This window comes from Curtobacterium sp. Leaf261 (genome assembly GCF_001422205.1).
Classification (GTDB): domain Bacteria; phylum Actinomycetota; class Actinomycetes; order Actinomycetales; family Microbacteriaceae; genus Curtobacterium.
Genome location: NZ_LMMJ01000009.1, coordinates 433,138 through 448,895 on the forward strand (window position 1 = coordinate 433,138; position 15,758 = coordinate 448,895).

A 15,758-nucleotide genomic window follows, 5' to 3' on the forward strand; every position below is an offset into this window, starting at 1 on the left:
GGCGGCGTAGCGTCGATCCGGTGACCGTCGCCGCATCGTCCAGGAGGGCCGCTCCGACCATCGGCTTCGCCGCCGTCGTCTACGTCTTCGCGGTGGTGATGATGGGGACGACGCTGCCGACGCCGCTCTACCCGACCTACGAGGCGCGCTTCGGGTTCGGGAGCGCCACCACGACCGTGCTCTTCGCGATCTACGCCGCGGGGGTCATCCTGGCGCTCGTGCTCGTCGGGCGGCTCTCCGACGCCCTCGGGCGGCGGCCGGTGCTGCTCGCCGGTGTCGTGCTGTCCCTGCTGTCCGCGGTCGTGTTCGCGATCGGGTCACCCGAATGGCTCCTGTACGTCGGGCGGGTGCTGTCCGGGTTCTCCGCCGGGATCTTCACGTCGACCGCGACGGTCGCGGTGCTCGAGGCCGCGCCGGCGGGTCGGAAGCGGCTCGCCGGTGCGCTCGCCACGGCCGCGAACATCGGTGGGCTCGGGCTCGGCATGCTCATGTCGGGGCTCGTCGGGGCGTGGACGCCGTGGACGCTCCGCGCACCGTTCGTCGTGCACGCGGCGCTCCTCGTGGTGGCCGGGCTCGCGCTGCTCGTCGTGCGCGAGACCACGACGCCCGACCGAGCGGCGTTCCGGGTCCAGCTGCCGAGGGTCCCCGCCGAGTCACGGCGCGTCTTCGGGGCGGCGTCGATCGGTGCCGTCACCGGGTTCGCGGTGTGCGGACTGTTCTCGTCCGTCGCGCCGAACTTCATCGGGACCGTGATCGGGATCCACTCCCCCGCGGTCGTCGGGAGCGTGACGTCCCTGCTCTTCGCCGCGTCGGCCGTCGGGCAGATCGTCCTGCAGGGACTGCCCGACCGGGGCGCGATCGTCGTCGGGTCGCTCGCGCTGGTCGTCGGGATGGGTGTCCTCGTGGTGGCGCTGACGGCCGCCTCGCTCCCCGTGCTCATCGTGTCGGCGGTGCTGTCCGGCGTCGGTCAGGGCCTGCTGTTCATGACCGGGATGCGGGCGATCACCGCGGCCACGGACCCGGGGCACCGGACCGAGGCCACGACCACCTACTTCGTCATCGCGTACCTGGCGATCTCGGTGCCGGCGATCGCGGCGGGGTTCCTCGCGGCGGCGGTGGGACTCGCGTCCGCGGGGATCGTCTTCGCCGCGGTGGTGGCCCTCGTCACGCTCGTCGGGCTGACCCGGGCACGGGTGTTCGCCGGACGGGAATGAAGTCCGGACCTGTCGGTTGTCACAGGGTGTCGATAGCCTCGTCACAGCGACGCGGGATGACTCCGGCGTCCCCGTGACGACGAGGTCGACGGCACCGCTGACACCACGATCTCCCAGGAGCGCACCATGACCGACCAGGCGACGAGGCGGACGACCGCGACCGATCCGGCGGCCGGTGCTCCCGGCGCGGGTGCGGTGTCACCGGGCGGCAGGTCGGGCGCGGCCGGCAGCAACCGGCTCGTGATCGGGCTCCTCCTGGTCTCGGCGTTCGTGGTGATCCTCAACGAGACGATCATGGGCGTCGCCCTCCCGCGGCTGATGCGGGACCTCGACATCACCGCGACGACCGGTCAGTGGCTCACCACGGCGTTCATGCTCACCATGGCCGTCGTCATCCCGGTCACCGGGTTCCTGCTGCAGCGGTTCAACACCCGGCCGGTGTTCATGTGGGCGATGAGCCTCTTCTCCCTCGGCACGCTGATCTCCCTGCTCGCCCCGGGGTTCGCGATCCTGCTCGTCGGGCGGATCGTCCAGGCGAGCGGCACCGCGATCATGATGCCGCTGCTCATGACGACGGTCCTCACCCTCGTCGAGCCGTCACACCGCGGACGCGTGATGGGCAACATCTCCATCGTCATCTCGGTCGCCCCCGCGATCGGCCCGACGATCTCCGGGCTGATCCTCAACGTGTTCGACTGGCGCTTCCTGTTCGGCTTCGTGCTGCCGATCGCGATCGCCGCCCTCGTCCTCGGCATGGCGCGGATCCCCAACGTGACGAACCCGCGCCGCGTGCCGCTCGACGTGGTCTCGGTCATCCTCTCGGCCTTCGCGTTCGGTGGGATCGTCTACGGTCTCTCGAGCATCGCGACGGTCGCGACCGACGGGCCCCTCGTGTCGATCGTCTCGCTCGTCGTCGGGTTCGCAGCACTCGCGGCGTTCATCGTCCGGCAGACCCGGCTCCAGCGTGCCGACCGGGCGCTGCTCGACCTCCGGACCTTCCGGTTCCGGACGTTCTCGTTCGCGATCGTGGCGATGGCGCTGTCGATGATGGCGATGTTCGGCACCCTGATCCTGCTGCCGATCTACCTGGAGAACGTGCTCGGCCTCGACGTCCTGCACGTCGGGCTCCTGCTCCTGCCCGGAGGCCTGATCATGGGGCTGCTCTCGCCCCTCGTCGGAGCGGTGTACGACCGGCGCGGACCACGGGTGCTCGCGGTCCCCGGCGCGGTCATCGTCAGCGCCGTGCTCTGGGCGCTCACCACGGTCGGCACCGACACGAGCGTGTGGTTCGTCCTCGGCGCGCACATCGTGCTGAGCATCGGGCTCGCGCTGACGTTCACGCCCCTCTTCACGGCCGCGCTCGGCGGGCTGACCCCGAACCTGTACTCGCACGGCAGTGCCGTCGTCGGGACCGCCCAGCAGGTCGCGGGTGCCGCCGGGACCGCGCTCTTCGTGACGCTCATGGCGATCGGCACGGCGTCGGCCACCTCGGGTGGAGCCGGGGGCGGAACGGGTGCCGAGGACGCCGCCGCCGCGGGCGTGCGCCTCGCGTTCCTCTGCGGGGCGGTGATCTCGCTGGTCGGGATCGTGGCGACGCTCTTCGTCAGCAAGCCGGTGGAGCAGATCGAACCCGGGGCGCAGGTCGAGTCCGGCGCGCAGGTCCCGACGCACTGAGTTCGCCCGACGCACTGCGTCCTTCCGACGCAGGGCGTCCTTCCGACGCAGGGCGTCCGCCCGACGCAGGGCGTCCGCCCGACGCAGGGCGTCCGCGGGGGCCCGCTCCCACCCGCGCGTGGCAGGCTCGGACCATGCGCGACGAAGCGAGCACCCCGACCGACGGCACCGGCACCGGCGCCGACATCGACACCGGCACGGGCACGGACACCGACCGCTCGAACTGGGCGGGCACCTACACATACCGGGCGGCTCGGATCGAACGGCCGACGGACCTCGACGAACTCGCCGGGATCGTCGCCGGCTCGGACCGCGTCCGAGGCCTCGGGACCCGCCACTCGTTCACCGACGTCGCGGACGGCCCCGGGGTCCTCGTCGACATGACCGGCCTCCGCATGCCGCCCGTGGTCGCCGACGACCGGCGAAGTGTCACCCTCGGCGCGGGGACCCGGTACGGCGACGTCGCCCCGACGCTGGACGAGCAGGGCGTGGCGCTGCACACCATGGGCTCGCTCCCGCACATCTCGGTCGGCGGTGCGACGGCCACCGGCACCCACGGATCCGGCACCCGGCTCGGATCACTGTCCTCGGCCGTGTCCGCGCTCGAGTTCGTCGACGCGAGCGGCGCCCTCCGGACGGTGCGCCGCGGCGAGCCCGACTTCTCCGGCTCGGTCCTGCACCTCGGGCTGCTCGGCCTCGTCAGCCGCGTGACCGTCGATGTCGAGCCGACCTACCGCATGCGGCAGGACGCGTACGGGCCGCTGCCGTGGGCCACGTTCACCGCGAACGTCGCCGAGGTCTTCGCGGCCGGCACGACCGTCTGCTGCTTCACGAACTGGGACGGCGAGGTGCGCGAGATCCTCGTGAAGTCCCGGGTGCCCGCCGGGGCGGACGACGTCGAGGTCCCGGCGGACGTGCTCGGTGCGCCGAAGCTCCCGCCGGTCCCCGGCGACGGACTCCGCACGGCCCGGGACGGCTCCGTCGGACCGTGGTGGGACCGGATCCCGCACTTCACGATCGACTCGGTGCCCTCGGTCGGGTCGGAGATCCAGAGCGAGCACTTCGTCCCGCTGCGGTTCGCGGCCGAGGCGCTCGACGCGGTGCACGCCCTCGGCGACCGGCTCGCCCCCCACCTGCACGTCGCGGAGCTGCGGACGATGGCGGGCGACGACCTGCTCCTCGGCCCCACCGGCGGCGAGGACGTCCTCTGCATCGCGTTCACCTGGCGGAAGCACGTCGACGAGGTCGCGGCGCTCCTGCCGCACATCGAGTCGGCGCTCGCCCCGTTCGGCGGCCGGCCGCACTGGGGCAAGTCGACCTCGCTGGATGCCGAGCGCCTCGACGGGCTGTTCCCGGGGCTGCCGGCGTTCCGCGACCTCGTGCACCGGGTCGACCCGGAACGCAAGTTCACCTCGGGGTTCGCGGAACGACTGCTCGGCATCTGAACGCTGCCGCGCCGCGCGATCACGCGAGCGCCCGACCGCGTGACGCGCGCGGCGGACCCGCACCGGGCCTCCCGTCCGGATCCCCGGTCACGCCAGGTCGGTGACGGTCTTCGTCTCCCCATCCCAGAGCCGGATGCCGGCGACGCCCACCGTCTCCGGCATCGGGACCTCCGCGAGCGCGGTGAGCGCCGCACCGACCCGCTCCGGCGTCAACCGCCGCGAGATCGTCATGTGCGGTGTCCACCGACCGGGGAGGGTGCGCTCCTCACCGTCGGGGACGGCCCGGTGCACCGCCAGGTGGAACGCCGCCAGGTCGGCGTCCACCACGATCTGCCGTGCGAGCACGAAGCGCCCACGGCCGGCGTCGAACAGGACGGAGCCGCCGAACCGCAGGGATCGCGGTCGGTCGCCGACGACGGTCTGGAGGCGCGGTTCCGCTCCGGTCGTCGGCCAGGCCGCCACGGTCAGGTGCGGCCGGTTCGACGGGGCGTCGTGCATCGCGAGACTCGGGAGCCCGGCGTCGGCGAGCGCAGTCCACCAGGAGCGGACCGCCGCGTCCCCGGCCGGGTCGAGCGTCAGTTCGAGACTCCGCATCACGGGGCCATGCTCCCATGCCGGGTGTGCACCGGCCGGCTCAGGACGTGCGCGTGAGCTGGATCCAGTCGATCAGCATCCGCGACGTCGACGGTGTCGCGGACGTCGGGTTCCCCGGCCACTTCCCGCCGATCGCCAGGCTGAACAGGATGTTCATCGGCTGGTCGAACACCCAGTCGAGCGTCGGTGGAGCGGTGGCACGGTCGAGCTCGGCCGCGACATCTCCGTCGATGCGCATCGTGATGCTGTCCGCCGTCTTGGTGACGGAGAACACGTGAAAGCCCTCGCTGAGCTTCGGGTCGTGTGTGACGTCGGCGCTCACCGGGACGTCCTGCGATCCGAGGTACCGGTTCGGGCCGTGGATGTTGTGCGACGTCGACCCGGTGCCGTGCGGCGCCTCGACGATGTCGATCTCGCCGGCTCGCGGCCAGCCGACCTGACCGACGTCGGCGCCGAGCAGCCAGAACGCCGGCAGGAGCCCCGGACCGTCCGGGAGCTTGATCCGAGCCGAGAGCGTGCCGTTCGTGAACTCGTACTTGCCCTGCGTTGTGATCCTGCCGGACGTGTACGTCGGGGCCGATGCGGTCCCACCGATGTGCGCCGTGATCGCGAGGTGCCCCTTGCCGTCCAGCGCGACCGCGTCGCGGGTGTAGGTCTGGAGCTCCTCGTTGCCCCAGCCGCCCGCCCCGGTCTGCGCAGTCCAGACGGAGGCGTCGGGAGGGGTTCCCGCCTTCCCCGTGAAGTCGTCGCGCTCGGTGTCGGCGGACTGGGTGCCGGCGGTGCCGGACGGCGCACTCGATGCTCCGTCGGAAGACCGTGCGGGGTCGTCCCCGTCACCGGACCCGGATCCGCCGGCGGCTCCGGCTCCGGTGCACCCCGAGAGAGCGCCGATCACGGCGATCGCCGTCGCCCAGACTGCGGCGCGGCGGCCGAACCCGGCACGGCGGCCGGACCCGGCGCGCTCAGACCGTTCCACCGGCGCCGTCCTTGGCGGCATCGAGACCCTCGAGCACGTCCATCGGTGCGGACACCACGCGGTGCACGGCACGCTCGACGGCCTCGCGGCGGAAGACGTTGCCGTTGAACGACACCGTCAGCTGCAGCGCACGGTCGATGACGATCGCCTGGATGCCCAGGGTCTCGGGCCCGACCGGATGCATGGCGTACGCGGCTTCGTGCACCGGCGCGTCGGCCCACGGCAGGTTCTGCAGCGGACGGGAGAGCCCGATGTTGCTGAGCGAGATCCGGGCACGAGGGTACAGCGGCGCGAGGTCCGGCATGACGGCACCGATGCGATTGGGTCGCACGGACTCCCGCAGCACACCCGCGGCGAGTGCTGCGACGGGCCGCCCGGTCTCGAGTGTGCTGACCAGTTGGTCCTCGACGGCCTGCACGTCCTCGGCACCGTGGATCGGGATCCCCGTCACCAGGTTGCCGTTCGTCTGACCACCTTCCGGCAGGAACCGCCGGACGTCGTAGACCATGTCCGCGTCCGGTGCGACGGCGATGCCCTCGGCGTGGAACGCGGCACGGAGCATGACGAGGAGCACGGCGCCGAAGCTCAGGCGGGGGTCGGTCGCGCGGATCCATGCACGGACGTCGCGGAAGCCCGTCGGCTCGCCGCTCTCCCACACCACGTGCGTCGCGGGCCGCCACGGCACGCGCGGTGCGTCGGCGGCGGACTCCGGGGCGTCGACGAGCGCCGGGTACGCGCCAGGACGCCCGGCCACTTCGCGGTGCGACCGTCCCTCGTGGAGCGGGCGTCCCTCGGGGTGGCTCGTCGCCGCCGTCCTGAGGCGGGCCCCGAGGAGCGACAGCACGTTCCGTGGGTGCCGGACGAAGGTGTCCACGACAGCCGCGACGACCGGGCGGCGGAGCGTGGGGGCGGTGAGCCACTCGGGCACCGGTCCCCCGGCGGCCACGGTGAGCAGCGCACCCGGGAGCCCGAGCGTGAACCGTCCGTCGACCAGCGAGTGGTCGAACACCTGCAGCATGTACCGACCGGCGATGACGATCCGGACGGGGCACATCGGGTCGATCGAGGCGATGACCTCCGCCACAGCGTGGTCGAGGTCGTCGTCGGCCGGGACCTCGACGACCATCTGCTCGCAGCGGGCTCGGAGTCCCGCAGCGTCGAACCGCCAGGTCCGGCCGTCCGGCGCCGGCACGAGACCGATCCGGATCTGCGGACCGATGGACGCGATGCGGTACAGCGCGTCGACGATCGCAGCCCGCGAAGGCATGGTGAGCGGTCCGACGCGACTGATGACCGAACCGATGCGGCACAGCCGATCGGTCGCGGTCACCGGCAGCCTCGTCCCGCGTGCACCCGACCTCGGAACCGTGGCGGGCGCGGTCGCGGTCACCGCACCGTCCCCTTGAGGCGGTAGAGCTCGACGCCGGGCGCCGCGACTATCGACTCCCACCGCGAGTCACTGCCGACCTGCGAGGCGAACCGCTGGAGCGCGCCGGCGGGGTAGGTGCCGTGGTAGTCCGAGTCGGCGAACATCTGCTCGGTGAAGAGCATGTACACCGGACGGTCCGACTGCTGCAGGTCACTCGTGAGCTTCGTCTCGACGGCGGGGTTCCGGAACGACTGTCCGATCCACCCGGCCCAGGTGTCCATCGTCGAGTCGTACCCGGGGTCGATGCGCGCCTGGTCCACGTACTGCTCGGTCATCCGGCCGGCGCCGGCGCCGATCGGGCTGACCACCTGCGACGGCACCGGCATCGTCCGCAGCAGGTCGGTGCTCACCGAGAGCGACTGCGGCGTGACGAGGTTCGCGAACCAGGCTCCGTAGGTCGCCTGTGCGCTGAGCATCGACGCGAGGACCACGGCGAGCGCGCTGCCGGCGAGGGCGAGCCGTCCGCCGACCACCGCTGCGGTGCGGCGCGCAGGGCGCGCGGCGGAGGATCCGGACGGGAGGCCCACCATGCCCACGACGGGAGCGTCGCGGTCCGACGCGTCCCGGCCGGGCACCGTCTGGCCGTGCGGTCCGCTCGCGGGCTCCTGCTGGTCGCTCGCCGGCTCCAGCTGCTCGCTCGCCGGCTTCAGCTGCTCGCTCGCGGTGCGGCCCGCGCGGACGCAGCGCACCACGACGGGGGCGAGCAGGATCGCGCAGCCGGGCAGCGAGTAGAGGAAGACCCGGAAGATCGCCTCGCCGCCGTAGCTCTGCCCGGCGAGCAGTGCGAAGGGCGCGAAGGCGAGGATCGCCAGGCGGAGGGTCATCCAGCGCCGGATGCGGTTCCCACCGAAGCGGTTCGGACGCAGCCCGACGACGACGGTGACGAGCGTGGCACCCCACACGCCGGCGGTGAGGGCACGCGCCGCGTACGAGGTCACGGTCTGCCCGATGCTGCCGGTGCCGGTGACGATGGTCTGCGCGTTGGCCACGGGGTCGAACGCTGCACCCGTCGTGTACTGCTCGACGAGGTTCAGGTTCACGACGACCATGGCGAGCGCGATGGCGCCGAAGACGATCCCGATCCACCGCGGTCGGGCGGCACCGATGAGTCCGAAGCACACCGTGACGGCGATGAGCCAGTACGGCGTGAGCTGGTGCGAGACCGCGATTGCCCCGAACACCGGCACGCTGACCCACGCGAGCACCGGTCGTGTCCGGCTCCGGACGATGAGCACCACGACGACGATCCCGAGCAGGAACGCCACGGCCTGCGGCGACAGGTAGTCCTGCCCGACCCAGTTCGCGATGCCGGCGACGAAGGCTGCCGTGACCGCGGTGAGCCTCGTCGAGCCGAGCGACCGTGCGAGCGCACCGACCGCGATGACGAGCGCCAGGTTGACCCCGACCTCGAACCACTGCGCGATGAACGTCGGCGAGATGCCCGTGACGGTCGAGAACCACGCGATCGCGGCGAAGACGCCCGGCCAGCCGGAGTAGATGTCGACACCGGTGGCGACGTGGCCGTGGTGCTGGATCCAGTCGATGACGCCGAGGTGCTTGTACGTCCAGCTGTACATCGGGGCGCCGGCGCCGAGCGCGATCGGGAGGCGCATGCAGAGCACAGCCACGATCGTCGCCGCCCAGGCGTCCCGGGCGGCACCGGCACGGAGCGCGAGGACGAACGCGAGTCCGGCGACGGCGATGGAGATCGCGACCCCGGGGACGCCCGCGAAGAGGAGTCCGAGGGTCGTGCTGCTCGCGCCTGGGATGGTCGGCAGGGTCACGGCGCACACCACGGCCGCCACGACCATGGCGATCCTGGCGAGCGTCGTCAGCCGGGCACGGGACCGCAGGGCGAACCGCTCGCGCAGGACGTCGGGGCCGGCGATGGCGTCGTCGGGGGTCGACGTCCCCGGGCGGGTGAGGACTGCGCTCGCGGTGCTCATGAGGCCACCTTCCGCGGGGCACGCTTCGTGGTGTTCGACGTGGTGGTCGTCGCCGCGCCCTTGGCGGTGGTGCTCGACTCCGCGGAGGCGTCAGCAGTGGTGGTGTCGACCGGCGCCGGGACGGACGACGTGCGCTTCGTCCCGGGCTTCCTGGGGCTGGTGCTCCGGATCGCTGGTCGCTCGGCACGCTCCCCGCGCGAGGCCGAGACGGCGTCCGAGGCGGGCTTCGGCCGGGACTTGTCCCGCGGCAGGGTCGATCCTGTCGGCGCAGTGCCGCCGACGGCCACGGCAGCGGTGCCGGCGTCCGTGCTCCCGGCGGGGGACGGAGCGCCCTTCCGCTGCACGGACGACGCCCATCCGGCCCGGGTCCGCGGCAGAACGCGCTCCGGCTGCTCCCGCGGGGACGTGGCCGGCTTCGGAACGGTCCGGTCGCGGGCCACGACGACCGACGGGTCGGCGGGTGTCGAGCCGGTGGGCGACAGGTCGCTGCGCGTCGACGCCATGCCCTCGGCCGTGTCCGCCGATGCGCTCGACGGACGGCGTCGCGCGGACCACACGGCGATGGCTCGCTCGAACCTGGGGACCGGCGCACGGAACGCGGTCGTGCGGACCGCGGGCCGACCACCGAAGACGCGACGGTCGAGCCCGGTGACGGCCGTGAGCACGGCGACGAGCAGCACGGCTCCGGACGCACCCCACGCTCCGAGACCGGCCATTGCCGCCGTGACGAGGACCATCAGCGCGGCCCCGGTCGCCGGGACCGCCACGACGGTGGTCGACGGACGCATCGGCAGCCACGTGCGGAGCGCCATGCCGGGACCGATGAAGACGAGGAGCGCCAGGGCGATCCCCCGCCACCACTCGGGCAGGCTCGGGAAGATCGCGGTCACGCCGATGATCGCGACGAGCACGGCGACGATGCCGTGCCCGGTCGGGCGACGGACCCCGACGAGCGAGGCCGTGTCGGGTGCACCGGGATCGCTGATCGCGGACCGGGACGCGTGGTCGAGGATGCCGGCTCCGTTCCAGCGCATCCGGAGGAACCGGACCGGTCCGACGAGGACGCTGAACAGCTCCAGCCGTCCGACACGGCGCACCTCGCGCGCGAGTTCGGCGTGCGTGGGCAGGGCCGGCTGGGTCGGCGCGTCCGCCGACGGTGCGGTCTCCCTGAGAACCGCACCGCCGTCGGGTCCTGCGGAACCGGCGCCCCCAGCGGGGACACCGGGTCCCTCGGCGAGCTCGCCGGCGCCTTTGCCGACGAGCCGCACGAGAGCCTGGGGAGCGCGACGCAGCGCGCGGGATGCCATGCGCGGGTCGAGCGCGACCTTCGTCAGCCACGCTCCGAGTCCGACCCCGTAGCCCTTGCCCTGCGCACGCAGTGCAGCCAGGTCGGCCCGGTGCCGGTGCCAGACGATCGCGGACGGCTCGACGACGAGTGCGCCGCCGGCGAAAAGCACCCGCGTGAAGATGTCGAGGTCCTCGCCACCACCGGTCGGGGTGCCGGCACCGAACGCGGTGTCGAACCCGCCGAGCTCGAGCGCGGTGCGGCGTCGGAGCGCGAAGTTCGCACCCGTGCCGAACTCGCCGACCGAGAACGGGAACATCGGCAGGTCCGCCGGCTGCTCGTCGAGGCGGAACGTCCGGCTCGCGAGGTTCTTGGACCACGAGACACGGTCGTCGAAGTACCGCTGCACCGGGGTGCGGAGCTCGCCGCTCGGCACGAGGCCGGAGACGAGCTGCACGTCCGGAGCACTCGCGAACGCCCGTGCCAGTGCGGTGAGCCACCCCGGGTCCACCACGACGTCGTCGTCGGTGTAGGCGATGAGGTCGCCGGTCGCGTGCCGGAGGCCGGTGTTCCTGGCGCTCGAGAGTCCCGGGACGGACTCGGTGACGAGTCGCACGCGCCGGTCGTCGAACTCCGCCGCGACGAGGTCGGCGGATGCGGTCGTCGCCGGGGCGTTGTCGACGACGACGACGTCGAAGCCCGGGTGGTCGGACGCGAGGACGCTGGTCAGCGCCGCGCGGAGCATGTCTGCGCGGTCGCGGGTGCAGATCACGACGGTGATGCTGACCCCGCGCGTGTCCGGAGCCGAACGCTCGGCGGAGTCCGCGGCGGCGCGGTCGAAGCGGGCGGTCTCGGCGACGAGGTCCCCGAGGCTGGCGACGCCGTCGGCGACCGGCACCTCGACGAAACCGAGCACGGTGTCGCCGCGACGGACGAGCAGACGTGCACGCCGGTACCCGGCTGCGTCGCGCAGCCGCACGTCGGTGACACCGTCGGACGCGGCGTGGTCGATCGCGAGCAGGTCGACGTCGCCGACCCACAGGGCGCCGGTCCACTCGGGTGCGGACGGGCTGGTCATCGGACGACGGAGTTCGAGGACTCCCCCGGTGGCGCTGTTGGCGGTGCTCATGCGAGACCCCCTTCTGAGGTGGTGGCGTCGACGAAGGCGGACGCGGGTGCGCGGCGGGCACGGAGCAGCCCCACGAGCCCGACCACGAACAGGCCGGAGGTCATGGTGGCGAGGGCGAGGGCCCCGCCGAGTGCGCCGTGCAGGGAGATGCCGACGAAGGCCAGCGGCACGAGGACGACGGAGGACAGGGCACTGATCACGAGCACGGCGGTGGTGCGGTGCAGTGCGCGCTGCATGGAGCCCCACACCTCGAACGCGGTGCGGAGGAGCGAGCCGACGGCCAGGGTCCCGAGGACCGCGACACCGCCGGCATCGACGTAGAACGGACCGAGGAGACCGAGCACGAACGGTGCGATGGCGATGAGCGCAGCGACGCCGACGCCGACGACCGCCACGACGAGCAACCAGGTCTTGAACGCGATCGCGCCGGCCAGGTGCCGGTTCGTCGAGACGTGCGTGGCGAGCGAGGTGCCGATCGCGATGACGACGAGGTCGACCACCTGCCCTATCTGGAAGCACAGGGCGTAGAGCGCACCCTGCCGGCTCCCCGCGATGCTGGTGACGAGGAACGGCATGATCAGCACGCTCCCGAGGTAGAAGCCGTTCGCGACGCCCATCCGGGTCGCGAACGTGGCGAACCGGCGGAACGGACGCGACTCGGGCCTCCCGGCCGGAACGTCGGCGACGTCCGCCGACCGGTCGGCGTGACCGTGCTGTCCGGCCGCGTCGGTCGGGGCCGACGCGACGACCGGCACGGACGCGGTGATCGGGACGGACGCGGTGCCGACGTCGGCGACGACCGCCGGCACGACCACGTCGTCGTCCGCAGTGGAGCCGGTGACCGGGACGAACGTGCGCATCCGACGGGGGATCAGGAACCCGTAGGCGACGACGAGCGCCCCGGCCGCCGGGAGCACCGCGGCGATGATGACCGGGCTGCCGGTGGTCCCGAGCAGCATGACGAGGACCGGGACCAGCGCCAGCTTGACGACGTTGACCGGACCGTTCATGGTCAGGTTGAGCCGCGCCCCGCCGAGGGAGGTGAGGATCGGGTCCTTCAGCACGAAGAGCGTCCAGATGACGGCCGCGACCGCGACGCCGAGCACGACCGCCCAGGCCGGGGCCTCGGGGCGGACGAACGCGACCACCAGGAACCCCGCCACCACACCCGCGACCGCGGCCACGACCACGCCGGATGCGAGTCCGACCCGGAACAGGGGCTTCCGCCACCGGTCGAGACCGGGCAGCATCACGAGCAGGGCGTCGCCGATGCCGGACGCGGCGATGCCAGCGGCAGCGGTGAAGATCGAGTAGATGGCGGTGTCGACACCGAGCTGGTCCGCGGGGATGATGCGCGCGGCGACCACCCAGAAGACGAATCCGGTCCCGCTCGCGACGGCGTAGCCGGCGAGGATCCAGATGGAGTCCATCGTGACCCGCCGGCCGACCGTCTGCCGTGGCACGGGCGGCGCGACGGTGCCGGTCACGGGGTGCCCTCGCCCCTGGCGTCGACGGTCGGACGGGTGACGACGGTGGTCGCGGTGCCGGCGGCGATCGCGGACTTCGGGGTCGCACGCGCGGCCCTCGCGAAGCCGATGACCGTCGAGACCGTCATCAGCGCGATCGCGGCGATCCGGGTCGCGCCGCCGCGGCCGATCTGGCTCGCCTCGCGGACGAGCGCGACGGGCAGGACCTTCCTGGCGTAGGCGGACTCGCTCGACAGGGCGTCGCCGCGGCCGAGCTTCCGGCCGAGGATCGCCTTCGAGATGCCCTCGTGGTAGCCGCGGCTCCTGACGTACGACCACGTCGCGCGGTCGGCAGAGATCCGGTGCAGCACGACGGCCCGCGGGTCGAGGAGGATGCGAGCGCTCGGGTCGCGCTGACGGAGACGGATGCAGAGCTCGGTCTCCTCGCAGCCGAGCGGCACGGTGCCCACGCGACCGGTGTCGACGTCGAAGCCACCGGCGGCGAGCACGGGTGCGAGTCGGAACGCCATCGAGCAGCCGATGACGTTGCGGACCTCGGCGGGCTCCTCGGGCAGTCCCCGGTGTGAGCACCCGACGATCCAGAGGAGTTCCGGCGGGTACATCGCGCTCTTCGCGCCGACGGGCCAGACCGGGACGGCGGTGCCGCCGACGGCGATGACGCTCGGGTCCACGAACGGTTCCACGAGTCGCTGGAGCCACCCGGGTTCGGCGGTGGCGTCGTCGTCGAGGAACGCGACGACGTCACCCGAGGCCGCGGCCATGCCGGTGTTCCGACCACCGGACAGCCCCTGGGGGCCGTCGTTCGGGATCACCGTCAGGTCGGGCCAGCGCTCCGCGGACATCCGGAGGAGCTCGGGCTCGTGGTCGATGACGACGATGACCTCGGCAGCGACCGACTGGGCGCGGACCGACTCGACGGCGTCCTGCAGGTCACCCCACCGGCGCTGCGTGTACGCGCAGACGACGACGCTGACGGCGGGGTTCCACGAGGTCACGCGGCGTCCCGGTGCCCACGCACCGGGACGGCGATGGCTCCGCCAGCCGCGACCGTGGAGTGTCCCGCCTTCTTGGCGAGACGACGTCCGGCCAGACCGCGCGAACGCTCGTCGAGGATCGTCTTGAGGACGCGGAAGCCGTCGGAGACCGCGTTGAGGTTGCTCTCACCGTGGATCCGGAGCTTCTCGACGCTCGGGACCTCGACCACGTCGAGGTCGGCGAACGCGATCCGGCAGTTGATGATCGTCTCGATCTCGAAGCCGTCGCCCCAGAGCATCCGGCCGTCACGCGGCTGCGGGAGCGTCGTGTCGGGGAGGTCGAGGTGCGGCAGGATCGACCGGCGGAAGGCGTTGTAGCCATAGCAGAGGTCGGTGTAGCGCGTGCCGAGGAGGATGTTCGTCAGGAGGTTCAACCCGTGGTTGCCGAGGGCACGGAAGCGGGTGATGTCCTCGCTGCCGCCGCCCTTGCGGAACCGTGACCCCTTGGCCACGTGGGCGCCGGCGACCAGCGCCTCGATGTAGCGCGGGATCTCCTCGGGGTCGGCGGACCCGTCGGCGTCGAACATCACGATGACGTCGCCGGTCGCAGCGGCGAAACCGCAGGCGAGCGCGTTCCCCTTGCCACGACGTGTCTGGGACACGACGTGGATGTCGGGCATCAGGGCCTTGGCCGTGGCGACCGTGCCGTCGACGGAGTCGCCGTCGACGAGGATCACCTGGTGCACAGCGGGGAGCTGCGGCAGGACGAGCGCCAGGTTCTTGGCCTCGTTCCGTGCTGGGATGACGATCGTGACCGTCGGGTCGGTGAGGAACGTGTCGTTCTCGGGCGCAGTCAAGTTCGGGTTCATGCTGAGTCCATGTTCGATTACGGGATCGGGTAGCGACCGGTTCGGTGGGCCGGTCGGGCAGGAGCTGGGAGGGCTCCTCAATTGGGTGGGAAGCCACCGGTGGATCCGGAAGATTCCCTCGAAGGGCTGGGAAGGCCCCGACTACATCTTCGGGACCGAGCGACATCCGGATTGGGTGAATCATCCGGTGCTCACTACGGCGGGAGGTGTGTGTCGAACATACGCGTCCCCCCTGACGAGGGACAACCCCGACGCGCGAAACGGCGGTGTTCCGCAAGGTCGCCCGACACCCCGGCGTCCTGACACCCCGTTGGCCCGCTGTCCGGACACCCCGTCGGCCCGCCGTCCTGACACCCCGTCAGCCCGGCGCCCGGATGCCCCGGTGTCCCGTCGTCCGGGCGTCCGGCACCGGACGCGTCTGTCCCCCACCCGACATGGCGGCGGAGTGCGCTCCACGCCGTAGGATCGGTCTCGACGCACCAGCACGGACCGCGACGACACCGTCGACCGGGTCCGCCCACTCACCACGGGGAGCCCCATGGCACGCCGCACACCGGATCCACGCGAACGCTGCGAGTGCGGGCATGTCTGGGCGGCGCACGAGCACTACCGTCGCGGGACCGACTGCGCGATCTGCGCGACGGGCGACTGCACCGCGTTCCGACCCACCGGCGTGCTGGAGCCCGTCACACGCTGACGTCCTCTGGCGCGCACCACGGGCACTGCGGGCATCTCG

The 15,758-nt window shown here is 72.4% G+C and carries 11 protein-coding genes; 3 read left to right on the top strand and 8 right to left on the bottom strand.

All coding sequences use genetic code 11. The features are described from left to right. Nucleotides 1-20 precede the first annotated feature (20 nt). From ASF23_RS13040 to ASF23_RS13050, 3 genes are all read left to right on the top strand, one after another. Nucleotides 21-1,214, top strand: a complete 1,194-nt coding sequence (locus ASF23_RS13040) for an MFS transporter (RefSeq protein WP_055954194.1) — start codon at nt 21-23, stop codon at nt 1,212-1,214. A gap of 126 nt (nt 1,215-1,340) precedes the next feature. Next, entirely contained in the window at nt 1,341-2,888 is a 1,548-nt protein-coding gene (locus tag ASF23_RS13045; protein WP_082474128.1) for a DHA2 family efflux MFS transporter permease subunit, read from the top strand. 134 nt (nt 2,889-3,022) lie between these two features. Continuing rightward, on the top strand, nt 3,023-4,333 hold the full coding sequence (locus ASF23_RS13050; RefSeq protein ID WP_082474129.1) for a D-arabinono-1,4-lactone oxidase: 1,311 nt from the start codon (nt 3,023-3,025) through the stop codon (nt 4,331-4,333). An 87-nt stretch (nt 4,334-4,420) separates the two neighbouring features. Here ASF23_RS13050 and ASF23_RS13055 read toward each other — a convergent pair whose 3' ends face one another. From ASF23_RS13055 to ASF23_RS13090, 8 genes are all read right to left on the bottom strand, one after another. Beyond that, a complete protein-coding gene (locus tag ASF23_RS13055) occupies nt 4,421-4,927 on the bottom strand; it encodes a 2'-5' RNA ligase family protein (protein WP_055954197.1) in 507 nt (168 codons plus the stop codon). 40 nt (nt 4,928-4,967) lie between these two features. Then, nucleotides 4,968-5,903: a glycoside hydrolase family 16 protein gene (locus ASF23_RS13060; protein ID WP_055954200.1), complete on the bottom strand. Its 936-nt coding sequence runs from the start codon at nt 5,901-5,903 to the stop codon at nt 4,968-4,970. Then, entirely contained in the window at nt 5,890-7,170 is a 1,281-nt protein-coding gene (locus ASF23_RS13065) for a hypothetical protein (RefSeq protein ID WP_156364504.1), read from the bottom strand. The genes ASF23_RS13060 and ASF23_RS13065 overlap by 14 nt, the downstream gene beginning before the upstream one ends. Before the next feature lie 119 nt (nt 7,171-7,289). Then, nucleotides 7,290-9,278 carry a hypothetical protein gene (locus ASF23_RS13070; RefSeq protein WP_055954206.1) on the bottom strand — a complete coding sequence of 663 codons (1,989 nt, stop codon included), beginning with the start codon at nt 9,276-9,278 and terminating at the stop codon, nt 7,290-7,292. Continuing rightward, entirely contained in the window at nt 9,275-11,692 is a 2,418-nt protein-coding gene (locus tag ASF23_RS13075; protein WP_055954209.1) for a glycosyltransferase, read from the bottom strand. Before ASF23_RS13075 ends, ASF23_RS13070 begins: the two co-directional genes overlap by 4 nt. Continuing rightward, nucleotides 11,689-13,179 (bottom strand): hypothetical protein, encoded by a 1,491-nt coding sequence (locus ASF23_RS13080; protein WP_055954212.1) that lies wholly within the window; start codon nt 13,177-13,179, stop codon nt 11,689-11,691. Before ASF23_RS13080 ends, ASF23_RS13075 begins: the two co-directional genes overlap by 4 nt. Next, a complete protein-coding gene (locus tag ASF23_RS13085) occupies nt 13,176-14,174 on the bottom strand; it encodes a glycosyltransferase family 2 protein (RefSeq protein WP_055954215.1) in 999 nt (332 codons plus the stop codon). Before ASF23_RS13085 ends, ASF23_RS13080 begins: the two co-directional genes overlap by 4 nt. Then, nucleotides 14,171-15,022 carry a glycosyltransferase family 2 protein gene (locus ASF23_RS13090; protein WP_082474131.1) on the bottom strand — a complete coding sequence of 284 codons (852 nt, stop codon included), beginning with the start codon at nt 15,020-15,022 and terminating at the stop codon, nt 14,171-14,173. Before ASF23_RS13090 ends, ASF23_RS13085 begins: the two co-directional genes overlap by 4 nt. Nucleotides 15,023-15,758: the final 736 nt, after the last annotated feature.